22 protein-coding genes are annotated in these 23,509 nt (G+C 66.7%); 12 read left to right on the top strand and 10 right to left on the bottom strand.

What is annotated here, in order from left to right; all coding sequences use genetic code 11:
- The first annotated feature begins 140 nt into the window (after positions 1-140).
- The 11 genes from QM568_RS12145 (at position 141) to QM568_RS12095 (ending at position 12,024) form a co-directional block, all read left to right on the top strand.
- On the top strand, positions 141-1,577 hold the full coding sequence (locus QM568_RS12145; RefSeq protein WP_415139175.1) for a DNA sulfur modification protein DndB: 1,437 nt from the start codon (positions 141-143) through the stop codon (positions 1,575-1,577).
- A 136-nt stretch (positions 1,578-1,713) separates the two neighbouring features.
- The gene (locus tag QM568_RS12140; RefSeq protein ID WP_415139173.1) at positions 1,714-2,220 is read left to right on the top strand and encodes a hypothetical protein; all 507 of its coding nucleotides are present in this window, start codon (positions 1,714-1,716) and stop codon (positions 2,218-2,220) included.
- Entirely contained in the window at positions 2,217-4,916 is a 2,700-nt protein-coding gene (locus tag QM568_RS12135; RefSeq protein ID WP_415139171.1) for a hypothetical protein, read from the top strand. The genes QM568_RS12140 and QM568_RS12135 overlap by 4 nt, the downstream gene beginning before the upstream one ends.
- A 1-nt stretch (position 4,917) precedes the next feature.
- Positions 4,918-6,504: a hypothetical protein gene (locus QM568_RS12130; RefSeq protein WP_415139169.1), complete on the top strand. Its 1,587-nt coding sequence runs from the start codon at positions 4,918-4,920 to the stop codon at positions 6,502-6,504.
- 43 nt (positions 6,505-6,547) lie between these two features.
- A complete protein-coding gene (locus QM568_RS12125; RefSeq protein ID WP_415139167.1) occupies positions 6,548-7,498 on the top strand; it encodes a hypothetical protein in 951 nt (316 codons plus the stop codon).
- A complete protein-coding gene (locus QM568_RS12120) occupies positions 7,498-7,941 on the top strand; it encodes a hypothetical protein (RefSeq protein ID WP_415139165.1) in 444 nt (147 codons plus the stop codon). The genes QM568_RS12125 and QM568_RS12120 overlap by 1 nt, the downstream gene beginning before the upstream one ends.
- A 2-nt stretch (positions 7,942-7,943) precedes the next feature.
- Positions 7,944-9,095: a hypothetical protein gene (locus tag QM568_RS12115; RefSeq protein WP_415139163.1), complete on the top strand. Its 1,152-nt coding sequence runs from the start codon at positions 7,944-7,946 to the stop codon at positions 9,093-9,095.
- A 115-nt stretch (positions 9,096-9,210) separates the two neighbouring features.
- A complete protein-coding gene (locus QM568_RS12110; RefSeq protein ID WP_415139161.1) occupies positions 9,211-9,375 on the top strand; it encodes a hypothetical protein in 165 nt (54 codons plus the stop codon).
- A 65-nt stretch (positions 9,376-9,440) separates the two neighbouring features.
- Positions 9,441-9,893: a hypothetical protein gene (locus QM568_RS12105; protein ID WP_415139159.1), complete on the top strand. Its 453-nt coding sequence runs from the start codon at positions 9,441-9,443 to the stop codon at positions 9,891-9,893.
- Entirely contained in the window at positions 9,890-10,423 is a 534-nt protein-coding gene (locus tag QM568_RS12100) for a hypothetical protein (RefSeq protein ID WP_415139157.1), read from the top strand. Before QM568_RS12105 ends, QM568_RS12100 begins: the two co-directional genes overlap by 4 nt.
- Before the next feature lie 599 nt (positions 10,424-11,022).
- On the top strand, positions 11,023-12,024 hold the full coding sequence (locus tag QM568_RS12095) for a glycerophosphodiester phosphodiesterase (RefSeq protein WP_415139155.1): 1,002 nt from the start codon (positions 11,023-11,025) through the stop codon (positions 12,022-12,024).
- Positions 12,025-12,331: 307 nt separating this feature from the next.
- Here QM568_RS12095 and QM568_RS12090 read toward each other — a convergent pair whose 3' ends face one another.
- The 7 genes from QM568_RS12090 to QM568_RS12060 all read right to left on the bottom strand — a co-directional run bounded on the left by QM568_RS12090 (position 12,332) and on the right by QM568_RS12060 (position 19,696).
- Complete coding sequence (locus tag QM568_RS12090; protein WP_415139153.1) at positions 12,332-12,928, bottom strand: GNAT family N-acetyltransferase; 597 nt, start codon at positions 12,926-12,928, stop codon at positions 12,332-12,334.
- Complete coding sequence (locus QM568_RS12085; RefSeq protein WP_415139151.1) at positions 12,925-13,560, bottom strand: phosphatase PAP2 family protein; 636 nt, start codon at positions 13,558-13,560, stop codon at positions 12,925-12,927. Before QM568_RS12085 ends, QM568_RS12090 begins: the two co-directional genes overlap by 4 nt.
- 17 nt (positions 13,561-13,577) lie before the next feature.
- Positions 13,578-14,807, bottom strand: coding sequence for a multidrug effflux MFS transporter (locus tag QM568_RS12080; RefSeq protein ID WP_415139237.1), 1,230 nt, complete (start codon positions 14,805-14,807; stop codon positions 13,578-13,580).
- Positions 14,808-15,033: 226 nt separating this feature from the next.
- Positions 15,034-16,185, bottom strand: a complete 1,152-nt coding sequence (locus QM568_RS12075) for a cystathionine gamma-synthase (protein ID WP_415139149.1) — start codon at positions 16,183-16,185, stop codon at positions 15,034-15,036.
- A gap of 42 nt (positions 16,186-16,227) precedes the next feature.
- Positions 16,228-17,151: a carbohydrate ABC transporter permease gene (locus QM568_RS12070; protein WP_415139235.1), complete on the bottom strand. Its 924-nt coding sequence runs from the start codon at positions 17,149-17,151 to the stop codon at positions 16,228-16,230.
- On the bottom strand, positions 17,151-18,128 hold the full coding sequence (locus QM568_RS12065) for a carbohydrate ABC transporter permease (RefSeq protein WP_415139147.1): 978 nt from the start codon (positions 18,126-18,128) through the stop codon (positions 17,151-17,153). The genes QM568_RS12070 and QM568_RS12065 overlap by 1 nt, the downstream gene beginning before the upstream one ends.
- Positions 18,129-18,346: 218 nt before the next feature.
- A complete protein-coding gene (locus QM568_RS12060; RefSeq protein ID WP_415139145.1) occupies positions 18,347-19,696 on the bottom strand; it encodes an ABC transporter substrate-binding protein in 1,350 nt (449 codons plus the stop codon).
- A 264-nt stretch (positions 19,697-19,960) separates the two neighbouring features.
- Between QM568_RS12060 and QM568_RS12055 the strand changes: the two genes are divergently transcribed.
- Positions 19,961-20,968: a LacI family DNA-binding transcriptional regulator gene (locus tag QM568_RS12055; RefSeq protein WP_415139143.1), complete on the top strand. Its 1,008-nt coding sequence runs from the start codon at positions 19,961-19,963 to the stop codon at positions 20,966-20,968.
- Positions 20,969-21,027: 59 nt separating this feature from the next.
- On the opposite strand, the gene rplL is transcribed toward QM568_RS12055, so the two are convergent.
- The 3 genes from rplL to QM568_RS12040 all read right to left on the bottom strand — a co-directional run bounded on the left by rplL (position 21,028) and on the right by QM568_RS12040 (position 23,338).
- Positions 21,028-21,411, bottom strand: a complete 384-nt coding sequence (gene rplL / locus QM568_RS12050) for a 50S ribosomal protein L7/L12 (protein ID WP_415139141.1) — start codon at positions 21,409-21,411, stop codon at positions 21,028-21,030.
- 49 nt (positions 21,412-21,460) lie between these two features.
- Complete coding sequence (rplJ, locus tag QM568_RS12045) at positions 21,461-21,949, bottom strand: 50S ribosomal protein L10 (protein WP_415139139.1); 489 nt, start codon at positions 21,947-21,949, stop codon at positions 21,461-21,463.
- 402 nt (positions 21,950-22,351) lie between these two features.
- Entirely contained in the window at positions 22,352-23,338 is a 987-nt protein-coding gene (locus QM568_RS12040) for a hypothetical protein (RefSeq protein ID WP_415139137.1), read from the bottom strand.
- Positions 23,339-23,509: the final 171 nt, after the last annotated feature.

Below are 23,509 nucleotides of genomic sequence, written 5' to 3'. Positions count from 1 at the left end.
AGACCCTCCTTAGAACGTATGTTCGACCCTAACACTGGCGTCCGACATTGTTTGATCACGATCCGGTTAAGAGGTAGAGTGCTGTCCCGCGCCGCTTAAATTGAGCGGCCAAATGACAGTGATGCTGAATCGGAGGCACAGTGACCACCGCGCAACCCGTCACAGGGGTGACGACCGAGGAGCGCGTGTACGCAACGCGCTACAAGCAGGGCGGACGCACCGTGTTCAGCCTGGCACTCACGCCAGCGGAACTGATCAACATGGTGGCGCAACCCAACCCGAAACTGGCGAACCCAGGAAACCGGGCCATCCAGGAGCCGCACGCGCGCGCTTTCGCCGAGTACTACCTGAAGCACGAGTCGTGGGTGATCCCTGGAATCATCCTCCGGGCCCCCAGTATCTTCAAGTTCGAGGACACGGAGGCCGGCTGGGGCATCCTGTCGTACCCCAAGCGTTCAGCGCTGAGCATCCAGATCCTTGACGGGCAGCACCGGGTCTTGGGCTTCCATCTGGCTGCGGGGATGGTGCAGCAGCGGCTTTCTAAGGCTCAAGAGTTTTTGAGCCGCGCCCGGCGGACGGAAGACAAGAACTCTGCGGTCCTGCGCGAAGCGCAGGCGGCCGTCAAGCAGGCGCATCACCTGGAGGAACGGTTCTCTGCGGAGAAGGTGGCGGTGGAGATCCAGGTCACAGACGATACTGCCGTGTACCGGCAGATGTTTTTTGACATCGCAGAGAACGCGGTCGGCATCACGGCGTCCGTGAAGGCCCGCTTCGATACCCGGAAGGTCGCCAACCGGGCGCTCCCGCTGGTGCTCGACCACCCCCTCTTCCTGAACCGTGTCGACCTGGAGAAGGATCGCCTGCACCGGAACAGCATCAACTACGTGACAGCCAAGCACGTCTCCGATGTGATCCGCGCGGCAGCGGTCGGGGTCGACGGGCGGTTCGGTCGCGTTCTTGAGAACACGGTGACCGAGGGCGAGATCGCCACCAAGGCGAACAAGTTCCTCGGGCTGGCTGTGGAGTCTTTCCCGCAGCTCGGGGCGCTCCAGGTGGGACAGGTTTCCCCCTCGGTGCTGCGCGAGTCGAGCCTACTCGGGTCGCCGGCGATGCTACGCATCCTTGCCGGCGTCTACCACCACCTGACCAGCCCGGAACACGGCTGGACGCACGGGCAGGTGGGCGAGTTTTTCAAAGTCGTCAACCCGCATATGGCCGGCGGCGCCTACGCGGGGTCGATCTGGTTGAAGATCGAGAGCGTGGACAGTTCCGGTTTCCGGCAGAAGGCGTTCACCGAGGGCGCATTCGCCCCTAACGGTCGGCGCCAAGATCTCGTTGCGGTCGAGAAGGCGCTCGTCGACTGGGCCATCCTTGGCAAGGAGGGCGCGCCTTTCCTGTGGGAGGAGCCCGCACCGCGCCCCGAACCGGAGCCGACGCCCGAGGAGCTCTCCTTGGCGGCGGACATCGAAGCCGACCCCGAGTTGAAGAAGCTTCTGGATGACCAGCTCGACTTCGACGCGCGGGTGGCGCGGGCGCAGGAACAGAAGACCCGGAAACGCGCACCAGCCAAGAAGTGACGACAGCAAGAACCCCAGGCGCTGAATGCGGCCTGGGGTTCTTGCTGTGGAAGGAACGTACACGTCATCTTGTGCGAGATCACCGTATCACATTCCGTGACGTTTTAGCACGCTTAAAACGTTGTAGTCTGTGCAGATGGGCACCGAGGTAGCGAACGGCCGCGTCGATCAGACGATCCTGCGGTACTGCGATTCCGAGTCCGCCGAGGAGATCTCTCTCCGCCTCGGCGGGGTGGTTTCGCCGGAACGTGTGGCCGCTCGGAAAGAAGTCCTGCTGACCACCAAGAACTGGGTGACCGCCGCGCAACAGGAGGAACTGATCCTTTACCGGCTGCGCGTCCTGCTCGCGAAGATCGAGGAACGGTTCCAGGCCGACGACTTGGACAGTGCAATGGTGCAACTGCGCCTCCTGAAAGAAATCGGCAACCGTTTCGACAAGCGCCGGGAGGCCACCCAGCTCGACCTGGAGAAGCTGTACGGCAACCAGGCCGCGATGATGCTGAGAGCTTTCGACATCGCAACCTCTTACCTGCGCGGCGCGTTCCGCGAGCAGATCGACCAGGAGACCTGGGATGAGGCGATCCTGGAGGGCATGCGCCGAGCCGAGGCCGAACTGGAGAAGCATAGGGCTATTGAAGAGTGAGCGATCTCAACCCGAAAGTTTTCAGCACCGCACTCGAGGCGCTTGAGCGCCGCGCGCAGCGTGCGCGCTACGTGAACGACCCTGTGGCGTGGGCGAAAGACATGCTGGACCAGGAACTCTGGTCCAAGCAGAAGGAAGTCGCCGAGTCCGTCCGGGACAACCGCAAGACGGCCGTGGCCGCAGGCCACGGGGTGGGCAAGCTGCTAGACCAGGAGGAATGGCACATCACGCCGACCGGCTGGGTGCAGACCAAGGATATCACGCCTGGGGCTGAGTTGTTCGACGAACAAGGCTGCATCACCCGTGTTACAGGCCTGTCCCCGTGGTGGGATCAGGACGTCTACCGGGTCACATTCGACGACGGCGAGACGGTGGAGGCCGGCGAGAACCACGAGTGGGACGTTCTAGACCTGACGAAACGCAGCCGGGCCAACGGTACGAAGAGCGGCGTAAAAGACTGGCGTGACCGGTGGGACGCGGCAACGCGCGTCACGACCAAAGAAATGTTCGACTCCCTGAGGACGCCGAGCGGGCAGTTGCGCTGGAAGATCCCCCTCGCCAAGCCGCTCCAGATGCCGGAGGCTGATCTTCCGATCGACCCTTACCTGCTCGGCTTCTGGCTCGGGGATGGGACGGCAAGCACCGGCGCCATCACCATCGGGGAGTCCAAGCGCGCCCTCATCGAATGGCTCACCGAGCGGAGCTACGAGTTTGTGGTGAGAGAACTTGATCGGGAAGCGGAAGGGGCGACAATCTTCATCCCCGCACTCCGTGTGCCGCTGAAGACTCTTGGCGTTCTCGACAACAAGCACATCCCCACCCAGTACCTGCGTGCATCAGAAGCCCAGCGGCGAGAACTGTTGGCGGGCCTGATGGACTCGGACGGGTTCGTCATGAAAGCTCATGGCGGCCCTGATGTCGGGATCGACCTAACGCGCGAAGCCCTCTTCGAGGGCGTGGTGGAGCTTGTCAAGACTCTTGGGTGCTCCGTCCGTCGATCGACCGGCGAAGCCGCCTACACGCTTGACGGTGTGCGGCATGTCACCGGCACCCGTTATCGGGCTAACTGGAGGCCGCTGGAGAATCCGTTCAAGATTCGGGGCGAAACGTGGGCCGACACGGCCACCCAGCGCTCGCGGCACACCGCCCGCACCGTGGTGAGTGTTGAGTTTATCGAGCGACGCAAGGGGCGCTGCATCGAGGTTGACTCGCCGTCCCACCTGTATCTCGGTGGGAGCGGGCTCATCCCCACGCACAACTCGCATGTCGCCGCGATCCTCATGTGCTGGTGGATCGACGTCCACCCGCTCGATGAAGTGTTCGTCGCTTCCACCGCCCCCTTCCAGGCGCAGATCAGCGCGATCCTCTGGAAGCAGGTCCGAGTGTTCCACGCGCTTGCCAACCGCCGCTTCGCGCAAGGGCTCATCGACCATCCGCTGCCCGGCTACATCACCAGTCAGAACGAGTGGAAGACTGACGACGGCATCATCATCGGCCAAGGTCGCAAACCGCCGGATGGGGAGACCGACTCCGGCTTCCAGGGCCTCCATGCCACCTACCTGCTCGCGATCGGCGACGAGGCCGCGGGGCTCGGCGCGCAGCTCATTGACGGCCTCACCAACATCACGACGGGTGAGCATAACCGGATGCTCCTGATCGCCAACCCGACCGACCCCTCCTCGGCGATGGCGAAGCTTTGGAAGACGAAAGACTCCGCATGGAACCTCATGCACATCTCCGTCTTCGACTCCCCCAAGATCACCGGGGAGGACTTCCCCGCCGATCGCATGACGGCCATCACGGGCTGGGATTACATCAACGAGCGGAAAACCGAATGGGGGGAAAGCGATCCGCGCTACATCTCCCGCGTCACCGGCCAGTGGGCGTTCGACGCCGGGAACTCCGTCTTCGCGGACACCGACCTGGCGAGGGCGGCCAACTGCGTCGTCATCCCCGACCCCGACGCCAAGCCCCGGCAAGGCTGGGATATCGCTCGCTCCGCCAAGGGCGACTACACAGTCGGCTACACCGCCATCGAAGGGGAGGTGTGGGAGACGGACCCGCAAACCGGTAACCCCGTCCGCGGCACGGGCCAGCGGGGCCTTCAAGTGCGCCTCATCGACAAGTGGCAGGGCGCCCCGCTCGTCGGCGCTGACCCCGACAACCCCGGCTCCGCCACCCGCATCGACCGGCACGCGCTCGGTGAAGGGGCGTGGTTGGTGGCTATCGACTCCGCGGGCCTCGGCTCCGGCGTCATCGATGGGCTACGGGATCTGGGTTTCGGGCGCGGCAAGTACCAGGTATTCGAATACTACGGCTCCGGCCCGACCACCGACCGGCGGGCGTTCACCAACCAGCGCGCCCAGCATTACTTCGCCCTCAAAGACATGATGTTCGCCGGCATGATCGACCTGGACGCCGAGGACGAAACTGTGATGGACGAGCTGCGGGGAATCCTCTACGAGTACGACAGCAAGGGCGCTAAGAAGATCGAGTCAAAAGACGACATGAAGCGGAAAGGCAAAAAGAGCCCCGACTTCGCGGACGCCGTGATCTACGCCTCCTTCGACATGTCCCCCTTCCTGGAAGGCGAGACGGTAGGCATGAAACCGGGCGACGGGAAGGTCGTTCCAGCGCGGGATATCGCCCGCGAAGTGACCGCCGAACGCCGCGCCCGCCGCTTCATCCCTGTCTAGGTTGGAATTAGGCGCGTTTTACGCACCTATCGTGGTGTGTATCATGCGCAACCGCCGAATCGCCGAAGACATCGCCGCCGCCCTCAGTGAGGCCAAGGCCATCACGTCCATGCAGGCCAACAATGGCGCCCAGGTGCTCGCCGAGGCCCTCCAGAATGTGATGGCGATGCTCGGCCGGGAAGACCAGGGCTGGGACCTGTTCATGGGCGGCAACCGCCCCGACAGCGGCGGGCTCAGCCTGGAGGGCCTGAAAAGGTGGGAGAAGAAGCTTCAAGAGTTCGAGGCGGCGAACGCCTGGGGCAAGCGCGGCTTCAGCCTGCGCGACGCCTACATCAACCAGGACGAGCCGCAGTACAACAACGTTCCCAGCGAAAGCCGCGGCAAGGGCACCAACGTCCGCGCACTGATCGATCACCCCGTCAACCAGCGCATGTTTTTCGGGCGTGAAGCGCGCAGGCGGGCTGAGGGGCGCCTGTACCACAGCGGGTTCGCGCTCTGGATCGGCAACGACAGCACGAAGTTGCTGGAGGCGGTTCCCCTCGAGCAGGTCACCGGAGTCCTGGAGGACCGTGACTACCCCGGCATCGTCTGGGCCTACCAGCGCACATGGGGGCGCCGGAAGCCGAACGGCAAGATGGAGCCGATGAAGCGGTGGTACTTCGTCGACGCCTACAAGCACGAGCAGACCAGTGTCGTCACGGTCGCAGGGGCGGGCGACGCCGCCCCGCAAACCGAGCAGGTGGAGACCGGCTACACGGCCTTCGACATGCATGCGAACAGCATTGAGGGCTGGAAGTTCGGGGTGCCGGACGCTCTCGCAGGTCACGTCTGGGCGGAGATCGCCAAGGGTCTGTACCTGGACGGCGTGGACGTGTCCGAGGCGATGGCGAGCATCGCATACAAGGCGACCGCGGGCTCCGCGAAGGGCGGACAGAACGCCTCCATGCAGTTCGCCAGCCCGCAAGGCGCCGCATCCACGGCGGTTGTCGGCGGCGCCGGCGACCTTGTGGCGATGAACTCGGCGAAGAGCGGTTACGACTTCAGTTCCGTCAGGGAGATCGTTGCCCTCATCGCAGCCTCCCTGGATGTATCCAACATCCACCTCACCGCCAACCCTGGCGATGCCGGTTCGTCTTATGGTTCGGCTGCGACGCTGGATGAGCCGACGCGGCTCGCCGCCGTCCGCCGGCGCGACGAGCACGCAGCCCTACACCTCCGCGTGCTCCGCTGGATGGCCGGGTCCACCGAGGCGGCAAGCCGGATTCGCGTCTACTTCCCCCAGCTGAAGGATGAGGCTGGCGTGTACCGCCGCCTCCAGTCGGTCACGCTCCCCTGGCTTCAGGGCGTGATCTCCACTGACGTGTACAAGGAACTCGTATCCGACGCACTCGGCGTCCCTGACCTGGGCGCCACGCCGGAGGGCGTGCTCATCCCCAACAACAAGGACTCGCTGTCCCGCAAGGATGTGGACACGGACGGCTCGCCGACCGGCACCACAGGTGCGCCGACACAGGGGCGATCCAGCGGCGATGGCGGCGGCGCGAACGGCGAAAAGCCTGGCGACACCAGGGACGACACGATCTCCTGATCGAAGCGAAATTAAGCGCGAAAATCGCTTCTAGCGTTGAAGCGTGACCGTTCGCAAGTTTGTCCAGGAGGCGTCCAAGCTCGCCGAGAAGTCGAGCGACGGCACGTACGACTGCGTGATCATCACGGAAGGCGTGGGCTCCACCGGCGTTTACAGCGCCGAACTGCTTGAGCGCTCGGTCGACGTGTTCGAGAACGCGCCGTCATACCTCAACCACCCCACGGAGCCCTGGGCGCCACAACTGCGCCCCGTCGAATCCATCGCCGGCCGGATCACCAACGTTCGGCTGGGCGAGGATGCAGGACGAACCGCCCTTGTCGGCAAGTACAAGCCACGTGCCGAGTACGCCTCCCTTTTCGAAGAGTTCGGCGACCTGCTCGGGCTGAGCATCTACTGCGGGGCATCCGGCGAAGAGTTGCCGAACGGACGCATCGAGGTGAGCGCCTTCGATGACACAGACCCGTACAAGGCGGTCGATGTCGTGGTCGCCGCAGGACGCGGGGGGCGCTTCAAGCGCGCAGAGGAATCCCTGCGCCGTATCGAATCTTCCCTGGGTATCCCCCGGGATGCAAAGCCTGCTGCCGAAGCCTCGGCGGAGGAGAAAGAAGGAGAAAACATGGAAGAGGTTCTGAAGGCCGTTGAGGCCCTCGCCAAGACCCTCGAGCCGGTTGTCTCGTTCGTGACCGAATCTGCCGCCAAGCGGGAAGAGGAGGCCCAGACCGAGGTTGACGCCGAGGCTCTGGCTACCGCTCGCGCTGAGGGTGCAAAGGCTGCCGCCGAGAGCTTCGCCGCTGTCGACGCCGCCGAGCTGCCCGCGAAGATCGCCGAAAGCCTCAAGGCCAAGGTGCTCGAGGGCAAGGATGTCACGGATGCGATCGCCGACGCGAAGGCGGTTCTCGAAGCCGCTGCTGAGGCTGCGGGCGATGAGCCGGGCCGCATCGTCATCGAGTCGGCTGGGTCCGGCTCGTCCACCGCTCACGATTGGAGCCTGTAATGGCTGTCGCAACGCAGGAAGTCTTCGCGCACACCGACGCGCTCGTCGAGATCTGGGACGCGGGGGCCGCAACGCCTGCCAACACCCTACTCGTCAAGGGCGGCCGCGCTGGCGTCACCCTGACCAACACCGCCGGTATCGCCACGAAGCGCACCAAAGCGGTTGGCCCCTACGACCTTTCCGCCCCCGCGTTCCCCGGCGTCGGCAACGACCTGGCGACCGCTGTCGGCACCCGCGCGACGGGTGTCGCGGTTGACGGCACCTGGGAGTTCGAGGGCGTGGCGGGTGCAACCCTGGCGACCGCGCAGACGGCCGACGTGTACGTGACGGGCGCAGGCGCGCTCACGCTCACCGCCGGCACGAACACCAAGGTCGGCGTCGTCAACTACCCCGCCACCTACGTCAAGGTCGCAGGCACCCTGCCTGTGAAGATCGGAGCCTGAGCATGAAGAACGTCAGCGAACTGCTCAAGCAGTACAAGAACCCGTTCACCCTGGACGACCAGCTTCGCCCCCAGCCCGGCGTGACCGAGGCGCGGGTGAAGCGTGCCCAGCAGCTCATCCAGGAGTCGAAGCGTTCGCGCGCGGCCGAGGGTCAGCTCATGGAACTGTTCACCACGTCCAACCTCGGCTTCTCGATCGCCCACCTGCTGAACATCCAGATGATTCCGCAGCTGGATGAGGAGCTGAAGGATCTCGCCGGCCTGGCTGGCGAGCGCACTGTGCGCGACTTCAACCCGGTCGTCCTCCGCTCGCTCATCGCCTCCGCTGGCGTCGAGGGCGCGGGGATCGGCACCAACGGCGAGGCTGCGGTCGTGCCTGAGGGTACGCCGTTCCCGATCGTAACCGTCAAGAGCGACGAGGAGTCGTTCTACCAGAAGCTCGCCAAGCGCGGCTTCCGGTTCGACTTCACGTTCGAGAGCGTCCTGTCGGACCTCCTGGGCGAGATCGAGGCCCTTCCGGCGGAGATGCTCAAGGTCACCAAGGACACCATCTACGCGGAGATCTTCGACGCGCTGGAGCAGGCGTCCCGCTACCTGGAGTCGGTCACCCTCCCGGACGGCACCCTCACCGACCCGAACGCACCGGTTTCGACCGAGGCGATCATCGGTGCGACGGTGGCGCTGGAGAACCGTACGATCAACGGTCGCAAGATCGGCAAGGTCAACTCGGTGAACGTGGTCGTCCCGACCGGGCGCGAGCGCTTCCTCGAGTGGGATCTGAATCAGTATGGCCGTATCATCCAGGTCCAGGACGGCGCACTCACCCTGCGCCCGGACAGTGACATCCAGGCCCTCCTGCCGAAGATCAACATCATCGAGTCGGATCGCGTCACCGGCAGTAACTGGTTCCTCTACCCGAAGCCTGGCACCACGCCTCGCCCGGTGCTGGAGCGCCTGAAGCTGCGCGGCTACGAGAACCCCGAGATCCGCGTCCGCAACGACCAGGGCTTCCACCTGGGCGGCGGCAAGGTGGACGCCTTCGATGGCGGCTTCGACGCCGACACCATGAGCTACCGCTACCGGTTCATCACCGGTGCCGCGCTCTGGGACGACACCTGGGTGGTCCGCTCGAAGGGCGACAAGAGCCCGGCCTGATCGCCTCCTCTGGAAGAACCCCCGGCCTCACGAAAGGCTGGGGGTTCTTCGTACCCGAATTAAGCACCTAAATCCGACCTAGCCTGGATGTGCTAGCAAAACCTAGGAGACTTTCATGGCAGACCCCAAGCCCGTAGCCGTTGTCGGTGACGCGCCAGCAAACCATACCGGCAATGCTCCACAGCCTCTCGCCCTTGTCGCGCCCGGCTTCAACCCGGCCGAGACGCAGACGCTCAAGAGCGTGAACGGCGAGGTCCGCTGGGTTACTGACACGCCGTAAGCCGCCATGCCAGCCCGCCTCAAGTGTTCTGCCCCTGGGGCGGGCTGGACCAGCAAAGGAGCATAATGCCCAACATCGGCGCAGACCCCATCGATGCAGGCTCACCGGTCGGCCAACTCCGGCTGACTGTTGGCGACACCGAGTCGGCACCGCTCGACCCGCCGGTCGCAGGGCAGGCCGATTATGCGATCTGGTCGGATGACGCCCTCCAGGTGGCGCTCGTCAACGCCAACGACAACCAGCTTCGCGCCGCCGGCCTACTGTTCCGCCAGCTCGCGGCTGAGTACGCCCAGACGGGGCAGTCGATCACGACCGACGACCTCCGCATCGACACCAAGGGGCGCGGCGAGAACCTCCTGAAGGTCGCACAGTCTTTCCTGGATGAGGCGCGGGCGAACGACAATGCTGCCGCCGAAGACTTCTTCCAGATCGTCCCGTTCGCCGGCCGTAGCCACTCCCGTTGCGTCCGCCCCGAAGCCACGCCCTACCCGCTCACCTGTTGTGGAGCCTGCTCATGACCAGCCCGAAGCCTGTTGCGCTCACCCAGGTCGCCGCCGGCGACTACACCGGCCCGGAGCCTCAGCCGCTCGTCGTGGTCGGCCCTGTCCCTGGTGGTGGAGGTGGTGGCGGTGGCGCCGTCACGTGGGGAGACGTGACCGGCAAGCCTGCCACATTCCCGCCTGACGCGCACACGCACCTCGCGTCCGACATCACCAACTTCACTGCGACTGTGAACTCTCGTATCGCCGCCTCCACGGAGATCGTGAAGACCACTGGCGACCAGGCGGTTGCCGGCGTCAAAACCTTCACCGCTACCCCCGTGGTTCCGGACGGCTCGTTCGCCGTCGCGAAGACGGCGGGACTTCAGGCGGCACTGGACGCGAAGGCGCCCGCCACGCGCACCGTCGCGGGGCACCCGCTGACCGCCGACGTGCCACGTGCCGGCCTGTCCACGGTCGGCGTCGGCGAGGCGGTCTTCATTCCGAACGGCGGGACGGTCCCTGCGGGCACCCCGGCGTACACGATCGTCATCGAGGCGGCGGCCTGATGCCCACCTTCGGCACCCCGTCTTACGGAGCAGGCGTGTCGGGCACGTCACTGAGTATCGCGCGACCTGGCGACCTCGAAGATGGCGACATTGTTCTCCTTGCGCTGCGGTCACAAGACGGCACGACAAGCACGGACTGGACCGTCCCTGCGGGGTTTACCCGACTGACCGCGCCACCGCCGTCGATGCCCCAAACGGATGATCGTGTCGGTGGTATCTGGTACAAGACGATCGCCGACGTTGCGTCCGAACCTGCCGCCTACGTGTCCACACAGACCACCGGCTCCCGGAAGGTCGGGATTGCTGTCCGGTACGTGCCTGATGTGGCCGGGGGCCTCGCCGTGGTAGGCACTGTGCCGTATGGCGGCACCTCGCAGGTGTCGGGCATTGTCACTGTGGGGGCACGCACGCTTACTGACGCTCCTGCGGTGAGCCTTCTCATGCTGGCCGCTGAATGCACGGCAGGGATTTCCCATGTCCCATCCACCATGCCGTCCGGGTACACCACGATCGGGAACACGCAGAGCTCGCTGAATTCGTCCACAACCGGCACGCGCACGGGAATCTGGCTCGGGTATCGTGCAGAACCAGACGCGACCGTGGAGACCGTCACAGGTGGGTTCTCGGGCGCCGCCGGGGCGGCAGCTCACGAAGCAAGCATCACCGGTGGGTTGACGGCCGCGCCACCGATCGGCGTGCCGATCAAGCTGGGTGACGGCTCCACCGCCTACCTCAGCTACCTCGACAGCACCGGGGTGCGGAAGGCTCCGGCGTCTGTGCGTGTCACGCAGCCCGCGTTTCTCGTATCGGACAGCCTCACAGCCCCGGGTGTCACGATGGGCCACCGGGGTGCGTCCGGTACTGCCGGGCACGCGGAGATGTCCCGCAAGGCGTACCGGTACGCGGCCACGCAGCGCGGCTACCGGATGCTGGAGTTCTCCTGCAACGTCACCAGCGACGGAGTGTTCGTCGGCACCCATGACAACAACCTGAGCAGGACATCCCAGACCACCGGCCTCGCCGACCTGAACACGATGACCTGGGCTGACGTGCAGGCGTACATGAACACGCTGAATGCTTCGACCCCGCAGCCGTACTACCGGCTAGAAGAGTTCCTCGACGAGTTCACCCCGGAAGCGACCGTGCACGTCGACCCGAAGTACGCCAAGGCGGGCATGGCGCCTTTCCTGGCGGTGCTGAACGCGCATGGCGGGCCGGAGCGGATCGTCTTCAAGTACGTCAGCTCCTCGGTGGGCGCCGCCCTCCTCGCGGATGCTGCGAAGGCCGCCGGGTACACCACCGCCGGGTACTTCTACGAGGCGGACTGGGCGAGCGGTGCTATCGACGCCATCCAGTCCCGGTGGGACATCCTCGGCATGGAGTACACGGCGTCGACGGACGCATGGTCACGAACCACGACCGGCGCGTACCCTGGGCTCCGCTCCTACGGGAAGCCGGTACTCGCGCACGTCATCCCCTCCGCTGCCGCCTACGACACAGCGAAGACGAAGATCGAAGAAGGCGGATGGGTTGACGGCACCCCAGGCCACACCTGGATCGCGCAGGTCAGCCGCCCCGACCTCGTCGCCCCTGTGTGGTGACCGCCGCGCCGTATCGGCGGGTCGTTGAAATTTTCAACACAGGACCGTCTGAACCGACCTCGACACGCCCGGGCGCGTTCCGGCAGGCGCGTAATTCCGCGGGTGCCGCGAGCCTTCTGTCCTTCCGGTCGGGTTCGAATCCCGCCGTCACCGCCAGACGTGAAAAGAGGGGTCGCGCGAAGCGTGGCCCCTCTTTTCACGTCTATTGGGCACTGTGGGATGCTGCAGTGGATTCACCATCCTGCAGGAAACGATCCCGGCATCCGCCCCTGCAGAACGGCGAATCCACTGCAGGATGCAGAACGCCTCACCCGAACCTGACCCCGTAACTCTTCCCCGACCCCGCGGGCAGCTCCACCATGCCGAGCCGCTCATAGAAGGCCGCGGCCCCATCGTTGGCGGGGTCCATGCCGAGGTGCAGACCCGGAACGCCCCTCCGGGAGAGCTCGGCGAAGAGCGTCTCGATGAGGCGCCGCCCCAGCCCCTGTCCCTGCGCCTCCGGCAGCAGGTCGATGTGCAGGTGCGCCGGATACTCCGCCGCATGCGGCTCGATGCCGGGGGCGCGCCCGTAGCCGTATTCGACCATGCGGTCCTCGCGGGTCACGATCTCCGCGGGACGCGGGTACTTCTCCGCGAGCGCCTGCCACCACTCGTCGCGGAACCACCGGTAGAAGCCGTCGGTGTCGTCGGTGGCGACGATGTAGCCGATCGCCCGTCCGTCATCGGACTCGACGATCCATGCGAGATCGGGGTGGCGCTCGACGTACGGCACGGCGAAGAGGTCTCCCCAGAGCTCGTCGTCGGAGAGGATGCCGGTGGCATCTCCCCCGGCATCCGCTGTCTTCAGACAGATCTCGGAGATCGCCGCGCGATCGCTCGCACGGTAGGGGCGGATCACGCTCACCCGGCGCTCCTCGGGGTCGGATCGGACGGGCGGACGGCCTGCACCCACGGCAGCAGCCAGTCCGCCAGCAGCAGCACCACGGCCGCGCCGATGAGCGCGCCGCCGATCGTATCTGTCGCCCAGTGCACCGACAGCACGGTGCGCGACAGCGCCATCGCGACGACCCACAGGGCCCCGGCGATCGCCGTCCACACGCGCGGGAACAGGATCCACACGACGAGGGCGATCGTGGCTGCGTTGGCTGTATGCCCCGAAGGGAATGAACCGAAGTCGCTCACGACGATCATGTCGTCGGGGCGCGCTCGTGCGAACACCTGCTTGAGCACCTGGACCATGCCCGCACTGGCGACGAAGCACAGAGCAGCGAAGACCGCCGATCGCCTCCGGCGTGCGAGCAGGAATGCGGCGATCACCCCGAGCGGCACGAGATAGACGGCGATCCAGCCTCCGCCGATCGCGTTCAGCACGAGCGCGGCCTGCACGAGCGCATCGGCTCGGTGCGCCGTCATGAACTCGTTCCACCAGGTGTCGAACGGGCTCGCCGAGGGGAATCCGAACACGACCACGGCCCCCAGCACCACGGCGGCGGCGAGGAGCGATGCGCCCCATGGCCACAGCATCCGTCGTCTCATCGCACCATTTTGCCCGCTCAGGGTGCGAGCATGCCCACCGTGCGGGGGCGCACGACGAACCACAGAGAGAGCACGGAGATCAGCGCGCAGCCGACCATCACCGACGCCATGGTCGTGGCGGTGATGCCTGCACCCTTCGAGACCCAGCCCACGATGGGAGAGATGAGGCCGGCGACGCCGAAGTTCGACGCGCCGATGACGGATGCCGCGGTGCCTGCGGCCTTGCCGTGACGGTCGAGCGCGAGGACCTGCACGTTCGGGAAGGTGAACCCGCACGCGGTCATGAAGAAGAACAGCGGCACCACGGTGCCCCACAGGCCCAGCCCCAACTGGTCGGCGACGATGATCGCGGTGCCGGCGAGCAGCAGACCCGCCGTCGAGTACGCCATCACCCACTGCGGTCCGAAGCGCGCGGCCAGCCGCGACGCGACCTGCACGCCGGCGACGACGCCGAAGGAGTTCATGGCGAACACGAGCCCGTACTGCTGGGCATCGAGCCCGTGGGTCTGCTGGAACAGGAACGGCGAGGCCGACAGGTACGAGAACAGGCCGGAGAAGGCCATGCCGCCGATGATGAGCACGCCGATGAAGACGCGGTCGCTGAACACCGAGCGGTAGCGCTGGAGCACCGTGGCGCCGCCGCGCTCCTGACGGCGGGCGGCCGGCAGCGTCTCGGACACGAACGCGATCGTCGAGACGAGCATGATCACCCCGTACACGGCGAGGAAGACGAAGATCCCCCGCCAGGGCATGAGCGTCAGCAGCCACGATCCGATGAGCGGCGCCGCCACAGGAGCGACGCCCGAGACGAGCGCGAGCCGGGAGAGCATGACGACGAGGCGCTTGCCGCCGAAGAGATCGCGCACCACCGCCATCGCGACGACGCCGCCGGCCGCGGCGCCGACACCCATGAGCACGCGAGCCGCCGACAGGAGGGCGAGGCTCGGGGCCAGGGCGGCCGCGATGCTCGCCGTCACGTGCAGGGCCGTCACCGCGATGAGCGGGATGCGTCGGCCGACCTTGTCGCTGAGCGGTCCGACGACGAGCTGTCCGAGCGAGAAGCCGATCATGGTTCCGGTCAGCGTGAGCTGGATCGCGGCCGCCGTCGTGTCGAAGTCCTCTTCGAGCACGGGGAACGCCGGCAGGTAGAGATCGATCGTGAACGGGCCGAGTGCGGTGAGCGCCCCCAGCAGCACGATGTAGAGGACGCGCCGGCCGTTCGAGATCGAATCCCCGGGGTGCAGCATCACGGGGGCGGTGGCCGGGTTCGAGCCCAGGGCGCGGATGGCGCCGGTGTTCGTGCGGGGTGCGTCAGACACAGAAGACTTTCGGATGCTTGCTTCGAATCGATTCGAGGGCGGAACTCCTCATCGTACTCCGTCCCGTCGGCACGCTCGGATTCCGTCTGCATGCCCGAACGCCGACTTTCGGCATGCAGACGGATTCCGACCCGACGGACGGCGCGGGTCGGCGTCAGCCGAGGCGGTCCAGCGCCTGCTCAAGATCGGCGATGAGGTCGGCGGCGTCCTCGATGCCCACCGAGAGCCGCACGACGTCGTCTGGCACCTCGAGCGCGGTGCCGCGCACCGAGGCGTGGGTCATCTCCGATGGGTAGCTGATGAGCGACTCGACGCCCCCGAGCGACTCGGCGAGCCGGAACAGCTCGGTCGACTCCGTGAAGGCGCGGGCGGCGGGCGATCCGCCGACGAGCGCCAGCGACAGCATCCCGCCGAATCCGCTCATCTGCCGTGCGGCGATCTCGTGACCGGGGTGCGAGGCGAGCCCCGGATAGTACACGCGCTCGAACTCGGGACGACCCGCCGCCCACTCGGCCACGGCCTGCGCGTTCTCGGCGTGCTGGCGCACTCGCACGGCGAGGGTCTTGATGCCGCGGGTGGTGAGCCAGGCGTCCATGGGGGCCGAGACCGCGCCGACCGCGAACTGCTGGAACTGCACGTCGTCGTAGAAGCGGTCGCCGCCGAAGACGACAGCACCGCCGAGCACGTCGGAGTGCCCGCCCAGGTACTTCGTCGTCGAGTGCACGACGAGGTCGGCTCCGAGCGTCAGCGGCTGCTGCTGCACGGGCGAGGCGAAGGTGTTGTCCACGACGAGCACGACGCCCGCGGCCCGCGCGATCTCGGCGATGGCGGCGATGTCGACGACCTTCAGCAGAGGGTTGCTCGGCGTCTCCACCCAGATGATCCTCGTCGACGGCTTCAGCGCCGCGCGCAGCGCGTCGGCATCCGACATCTCCACCGTCGTGGATTCGACGCCCCACTTCGCGTGCACCTTCGTGAGCAGACGGTAGGTGCCGCCGTAGACGTCGTTGCCGATCACGACGTGGTCGCCGGGGCTGAGGATGCCGCGCAGCACCGCGTCCTCAGCGGCGAGGCCGGAGGCGAACGACAGCGCGTGCGAACCGCCTTCGAGGGCGGCGAGCTGCTCTTCGAGCGAGGAGCGGGTGGGGTTGCCGCCGCGGTTGTACTCGAATCCCTGGCGGAAGCCGCCGATGCCGTCCTGCACGTGCGTGGAGGCTTGATGGATCGGCGGGATGATCGATCCCGTCGTGGGATCGGGCGCCTGACCTGCGTGGATGGCTCGGGTGGCGAATGCGTGATCGGACATGCCTTTCAGCTTATGTCGGCATCCGCCACCCGAGGCGCGAGGTTACCCCTTCGTCGAGCCGGCGAGCAGCCCGCGCACGAAGTAGCGCTGCAGGGCGAAGAAGACGATCAACGGCACGATGATCGACACGAACGCGCCGGCCGGCAGCAGATGCGTGTTGCGGCCGAAGTTTCCGACCATCTCCGCCAGCCGCTGCGTCAGCGGCGCCACGTCGACCGTGCCGCCGGAGAACACCAGAGCGACGAGCAGATCGTTCCACACCCAGAGGAACTGGAAGATCCCGATGCTGGCGAGCGCGGGAACCGACAGCGGCAGGATGATGCGGAAGAAGATCTGCGTGTGCCCCGCGCCGTCCATGCGCGCCGCCTCGATCATCTCCCCCGGGATCTCGGAGATGAAGTTGTGCAGCAGGAAGATCACCAGCGGGAGGCCGAAGATCGTGTGGGCGATCCACACCGCCGGGAACGTGCCGCTGATGCCGAGCACCTGCGAGAAGATCTGCAGCAGCGGGATCAGAGCCATCTGCAGCGGCACGATCTGCAGCGCGAAGATCGCGATGAAGATCCAGCCGGCGCCCTTGAACTTGATCCAGGCCAGCGCATACGCCGCCATCGCCCCGATCGCGATCGGGAACAGCGCAGAGGGGATGGTGATGATGAACGAGTTCACGAAGTACGAGCCGAGGTCTGCGCTCGACGCGCCCGACGAGAACAGCACCGTCTCGTAGTTCTCGAGGCTGAAGCTCGGGTTGGTGAAGATGTTCCACCATCCGGTCTTCTTGATGTCGTTGGCCGGGCGGAACGACGACACGAACAGGCCGAAGGTGGGAATGGTCCAGACCACCGCGATGACGACGGCGGCCAGCGTGGCCCACGGCGAGCGCAGCGTCTCGCGCACCCGTGCCGCCTTCGTGCGGGGCTCCTTGGCGTCGACGGCGGGGGCGACCAGGGTCTCCGTGGCGCTCATCATCGCACCTCCCTCTGCTTGCGCATGTTGACGACGTTGAAGATCACGATCGGCAGGACCATCACGAACAGCACCACCGCGAGGGCCGCGCCCTGCTCGGCCTGGCCGTTCTTGAACGCCTGCGTGTACATCTCGTTCGCGATGACGCTGGTGTTGAACTGACCGCCCGTCATCGCGCGGACGATGTCGAACACCTTCAGCGTCGCGATGGTGATCGTGGTCACCACGACGACCAGGGTGCCGCGGATGCTGGGCAGCGTCACGAACAGGAAGCGCTGCCAGGCGTTGGTTCCGTCGAGCGTGGCGGCCTCGAGGTGCTCGGCGGGCACCGCCTTGATCGCCGCCGAGAAGAGCACCATCGCGAAGCCGGTCTGGATCCAGACCATCACGATGATGAGGAAGACGTTGTTCCAGGGCGAGTTGATCAGCCACTGCTGCGGCTCAAGCCCGAGCCACACCATCACCTGGTTCAGCAGGCCGATCTGCTCGAAGCCCGTTGCACGGTACTCGTACATGAACCGCCAGATGATGCCTGCGCCCACGAACGAGATCGCCATCGGCATGAACACCAGCGACTTCAGCGTCTTCTCGCCGTAGGCGCGGTCGATGAACACCGCGTAGGCGAGACCGATCACCGTCGACAGCAGCGGCACGAGCGCGACCCAGAGCAGCGTGTTGCCGAGCACGACGAGGGTGTTCGGCTGCGTGAACATCCAGATGAAGTTGTCGAAGCCGATGGAGCCGTCCTGGTTCGTGAACGCCATCCAGGTGGTGCGCACCGCGGGATAGACGAGGCCCACGATCAGCAGGATCAGCGCCGGCGCCAGGAAGACGAGGAGCTGGATGACATCGCGGCCCTTCTTCGGAGCGCGGTCGGCGAGGAAGAGCACCAGGCCCACCACCGCCGCGAAGGCGACGAGGCCGAAGATGAGCACCCCGAACTTCTCGAAGAGATCCACCCAGAAGTCATTGCGCATCTGCGCGTCCTCCCTCGGATCCCAGTGGCGGTCGAACCGACCTTCGCGTGTGCGCGGACACGATGACTCCTCTCTGAGCGTTCACTCTGTCTATCACGGGCGACCGCGTCGGCCGCAGGCCGCCGAGTCGGGACACGGGTCCTGCGATCACCTCGCAGAACCCGTGTCTCAGAGGGGCTCCGCCGGCATCGCGGGTGCGGCGCCGGCGGAGCGGGGCGTCACGGCCAGCTGCTGTCGATGAACGACAGGAGCTGGTCGGTATCCTTCGTGCCGCTGACCCAGTCGTTCATACCGGTCCAGAACGAGCTGGTGCCGACAGCGGCGGGCATGAGGTCGGAGGCGTCGAAGCGGAAGACCGTGTCCTCGCCCTGCAGGATCTCGATCGCGGCACGGCCGAGGTCGCTCTGCGCGTTGGCCGGGTCGAGACCCTTGTTCGCGCTGATCACGCCGCCGAGCGAGACCCGCAGGTTCGCCCAGGTGTCGCTGGAGAGGAACGTCTGCACGGCGTCGACGGCCTCGCCCTCGACGAACTTCGCGACGAACTCGCCACCACCGGTGACCGCGTCGCCCGCGGCGGGGTCGACCTTCGGGGTGAGGAACGCCCAGATGTCGCCATCGGGGGCGACGGTGGTTCCCTCGGGCCACTGCGCCTCGTAGAAGGAGGCCTGGTGGTGCATCGAGCAGTTGCCGTCGAGGATCGGCAGGCCACCGTCGTTGAACGTGGTCGACACGATCGACTCGACGCCGCCGAAGCCACCGTTGACGTAGTCCGGGTCGAGGAGGATCTTGCCGACCTCGTCGAAGGCCTCCTCGATCTCCGGGTCGGAGAACTTGACGTCGCCCGCGACCCACTGGTCGTAGACCTCGGGGCCAGCCGTGCGCAGCACGAGGTCCTCGACCCAGTCGGTTCCCGGCCAGCCGGTGGCGTCACCGGAGCCGAAGCCGACGCACCACGGCTTGTAGGTGTCGGTGCTGTCCTCGGCGAGGGTCGCGGTCAGCTCGAGCAGTTCGTCCCAGGTCTCCGGGATCTCGACGCCCTTCTCCTCGAACTCGGCGGGCGAGTACCAGACCCAGCCCTTGACGCTCGCCATCAGCGGCGCGGCGTAGAAGGTGCCGTCGATGGTGCCGTAGCCCTTCCAGGACTCCGACCAGAACTCGTCGACGTTGTCCTCGACCGACTTCGCCGCCGGGAGCACGTAGCCCTCGCTGACGAGACGGTTGAGCAGGCCCGGCTGCGGAATGATCATCAGCTCGGGGGCGTCGCCGGCGGCGGCGCGGACGTTGATCTGCGTCTCGGCCTCCTGCGTGCCGACCCAGTCGATACTGATGCCCGTGCACGACTCGAACGCGTCGGTTGTCTGGACCATCTGGTCGAGCTCGACGCCCTGGATGGTGGTGTAGACCTCGACGCTCTCGCCCTCGTGCGTGCCGTACGACTCGTAGGCCGAGCAATCGACATCCCCGCCGGCCTCACCGCCTCCGGACGACGCGCAGCCCGCGAGGGCGACGCCCGCTGCGCCCAGGAATGCGAGCGGCACCAGCCGCCGTGAACGCTGTGACAGACCCATGTGGTTTCTCCTCTTCGAGTAACTGGCCCCTGCTTCGATCGACGCCGTTCAGGAGACGTTCGGGAACCGATTCCAGGCCAACCTACCTGCGGGGCGACACAGGGCACAATGCCCGTACATCACAACTTGGCATCCTCTTCGCCGTAAATCCGGCCTCTCGTGGGAGCGCTCACGAGGCGTCAGACTGGAACCGGTTCCCTTCCCCGCTCGCAGCGGCTACGATGTGGCTCGGCGCACGGGTGCCGCCCGGTCGAGGAGGACTGCATGAGCACGATCGCGGATGTCGCGGCACGCGCCGGCGTGTCGAAGGCGACCGCGAGCCGGGCGCTCAGCGGCAACGGCTACGTCTCGGACGGCACCAGGCAGAGGGTGGCGGATGCCGCAGCGGCCCTGCACTATGTCGCCCACTCCTCGGCGATCAGCCTCGCCACCGGCCGTACGCAGACCGTCGGCCTCATCATGCCGCCCGTGGACAGATGGTTCTTCTCGGAGCTGCTCGCCGGTGTGCAGGATGCGCTCTTCGCCCGTGACTACGAGCTCGCGCTCTACGGCATCCGCGAAGGCACCGACACCCGCGAGCGCCTCTTCGACACGGTGCTCCCCCGGCGGCGCTTCGACGGCATCATCGCCGTCGGCATCCAGCCCAGCGCCCACGAGCTCGAGCGCCTGCAGCGCTCACAGCGCCCCCTGGTGAGCATCGGCCCCTACAGCGAGGGTTCGAGCGCGGTGTCGATCGACGACGTCGCCGCGGCGCGCATCGCCACCGAGCACCTCATCGAACTGGGGCACGCCGACATTGCCTTCGTCGGCGGGTCGACGGATGCCGACACGCTGAGCTTCGGAGACGCCCGGCGCGTCGAGGGCTACCTCGAGGCGCTGCGCGCGGCCGGGCTCACCGCGCGGGCGCGGCTCGTCGAGGCGCCCACCACGATGCCCGGTGGCTACGGCGCCGCCGTCGAGCTCCTCGGAGACCGCCGCCACCGCCCCACCGCGATCGTCGGCGTGTGCGACGAGGCCGCCATCGGCGCGATGATCGCCGCGAGACGGCTGGGCATCGCGGTGCCGACCGAGCTCAGCGTCGTCGGCATCGACGACCATCAGCATGCGGCGATGTTCAGCCTCACCACGATCCGCCAGTCGCCGCGGGAACAGGGCCAGGAGGCGGTGCGGCTGCTGCACGCGCGGATCGCGCAACCGGATGCTCCGCTGGAGCGCGTGGTTCCGGCATCCGCTCTCGTCGTGCGCAGCTCGACGACCGCGCCCCGCAGCTGACACCGCAACGCACGAAGGCCCCGGGGATTCCCCGGGGCCTTCGTGCAGAGCAGACGTGATTACTTGAGGGTAACCGTCGCGCCAGCCTCCTCGAGAGCGGCCTTGGCCTTCTCGGCGGTCTCCTTGTTGGCGCCCTCCAGGACGGCCTTGGGAGCGCCATCGACGACACCCTTCGCCTCGCCGAGGCCGAGCGAGGTGAGCTCGCGGACGACCTTGATGACCTGGATCTTCTTGTCGCCGGCAGCCTCGAGGACGACGTCGAACGAGTCCTTCTCCTCCTCGGCAGCGGCCTCGCCGGCGCCGCCAGCGGCACCTGCGACGGCGACGGGGGCAGCAGCGGTGACCTCGAACTTCTCCTCGAACGCCTTCACGAAGTCGTTGAGCTCGACGAGGGTGAGGCCAGCGAACTGCTCGAGCAGCTCTTCGGTGGTGAGCTTCGCCATGATTTATCTCCTAGATAGGTGGTTTTTGTTGGTCGAGAACGCCGGACGCTTACGCGGCCTCTGCGGTCTCCAGCTTTTCGCGAAGCGCGTCGATGGTGGCTGCTGCCTTGCCCATCGTCGCCTTCATCATGCCCGCAGCCTTCGCCAGCAGAACCTCACGGCTCTCGAGCGAGGCGTACTTGTTGACCTCGTCGGCCGAGAGGGCGTTGCCCTCGAAGATGCCGGACTTGATCACGAGAAGCGGGTTGGCCTTGGCGAAGTCACGAAGAGCCTTGGCAGTGGCGACGAAGTCGCCGTGCACGAACGCGACGGCCGACGGACCCTTGAGGTCGTCGTCCAGCGCGGTGATGCCGGCCTTGTTGGCGGCGATCTTGGTCAGCGTGTTCTTCACCACGGCGTACTCAGCGTCCTGACGGATGCTGTTGCGCAGCTCCCTGAGCTGGGCGACCGTCAGACCGCGGTACTCGGTCAGCAGAACGGCGGACGAGTTCTCGAATGACTTCGTGAGCTCGGCAACCGATGCATCCTTCTGCGCCATGGTCACTCCTTGATGTGTACGAGGCGCCTCACGGCAGTGGGACGCCACCTCGACCAGGTCCCCTGACAATGAGAAGAGCTCCGGCGCAAGCGCACGGAGCTCAGAAAGTTCGTGTCACCTGCGCGGGCCCCTGCACTGCAGAGCTTCGATCGCCTGCGCTCACGCGCATGACAATGACCAGCGGTCTTCGGTTACAGGTACTCTACCCCACCGCATCCCTCTCCCCCAAATCCCCCCGCGCCCGCGCCCCCCGCCCCCGCCCCCGCTTCTTCCCCCGACGCCCCATCTGCGCCGCGACGCCCCACCTGGGCGGCGTCGCTACGGTGGGGCGCGGAGGTGCAGGTGGGGCGTCGGCGGGGCGGTGGTGCGCGGGGCGGGAATGGCGCGGGGCGGGGGCGGGGGTCAGCCTGGAGGGCGGATGCCGAAGGCGGAGAGCTTCGCGCTGAAGGCATCCGGGGTGGCGATGTCGGGCAAGCCCCACCGCCCCAGGCGCCAGCCGGTGACCCCGCGGATGTCGTCTTCGCGGCGTTTCTCGTCCAGAACCACCTCTTGGGCCGTTCGCTCTCCTCGGAGCGCGGCATCGGTGTACTTGTCGAGTCCGTCGAACTCGCCGAAGCAGCGCATGCCCACGAAGGCGAAGTCGAGCCAGTACAGATTCCCCGTCGCGCCCACGACCGGAACCTGGATGTCGTAGTTCGAGAAGCCGAGCTGGTACAAGCGATACCGGCTCACGCTCTCCCCGGGCAGTTGGGCGCGGCCATCGGCGAACTCGATCGTCCACCGCGCCCGCACGATTCCCCGCCCGTGCTCGCGCCGTGCTCGGAACGACATCCGCTCGCGCCACTCCCCCGCGGCATCGCCGTCCTGCACCTGGCCGTCGCGGACCGCCTCGGCGCGCAGCGCCGCATCCGCCGCGGCCAGCGCCGCCTCGGCCGTCGTGCTCCGGGCGAGATCGAGGATCGTCCGGTCGAGAGACGTGCATCGGATGCCGTCTATCTCGACGATCTCGCTGTCGGGAATGTCGACGTAGTGCCAGGTGATCCCGGCACGCGTGCGCCCGTGGCGGCGGTCGACGGTACCGACGTGCACGGCCTTCGGACTCAGCCGGTACAACGGGATCCCCAGGAGCACCGCCGCCGAAGGCCCCCAGAAGACGTGTCCGCCGCCGACCGCGTTCAGGCGCGCGGCGACGACCTGCACCAAGTGCTTGCCCTCGGGCCAGAGCTGCGCCCAGTCGGTCTCGAAGACGTACCGCCCGCGGCGGATCTTGCGGAACACTCCCGACTCGACGAGGTGCTGGACCTGCCGCTCGGCGAGTCCGCCGTCCATGACGTCTTCTCTGGTGCGCAGCAACGCCCTCGCGCCGGCGACATCGATTCTGATGGGCATGCTGCCCAGCATCCACTCCCGGCCATGCCCGTGGAACGATTCCACAGCCCTCCCGAGCGATCTCCCCCATGTGCAGGGAGAGTCGCCCCGCCGACGCCCCATCTGCCCGGCGACGCCCCACCTGCCCGACGTCGGTGCGGTGGGGCGTGGACGGGCAGATGGGGCGTCGGC

This window comes from Microbacterium sp. (assembly GCF_047607465.1).
Classification (GTDB): Bacteria; Actinomycetota; Actinomycetes; order Actinomycetales; family Microbacteriaceae; genus Microbacterium.
Note: the sequence above shows the minus strand (reverse complement) of the source record. Positions and strands in the feature narration are given on the sequence as shown.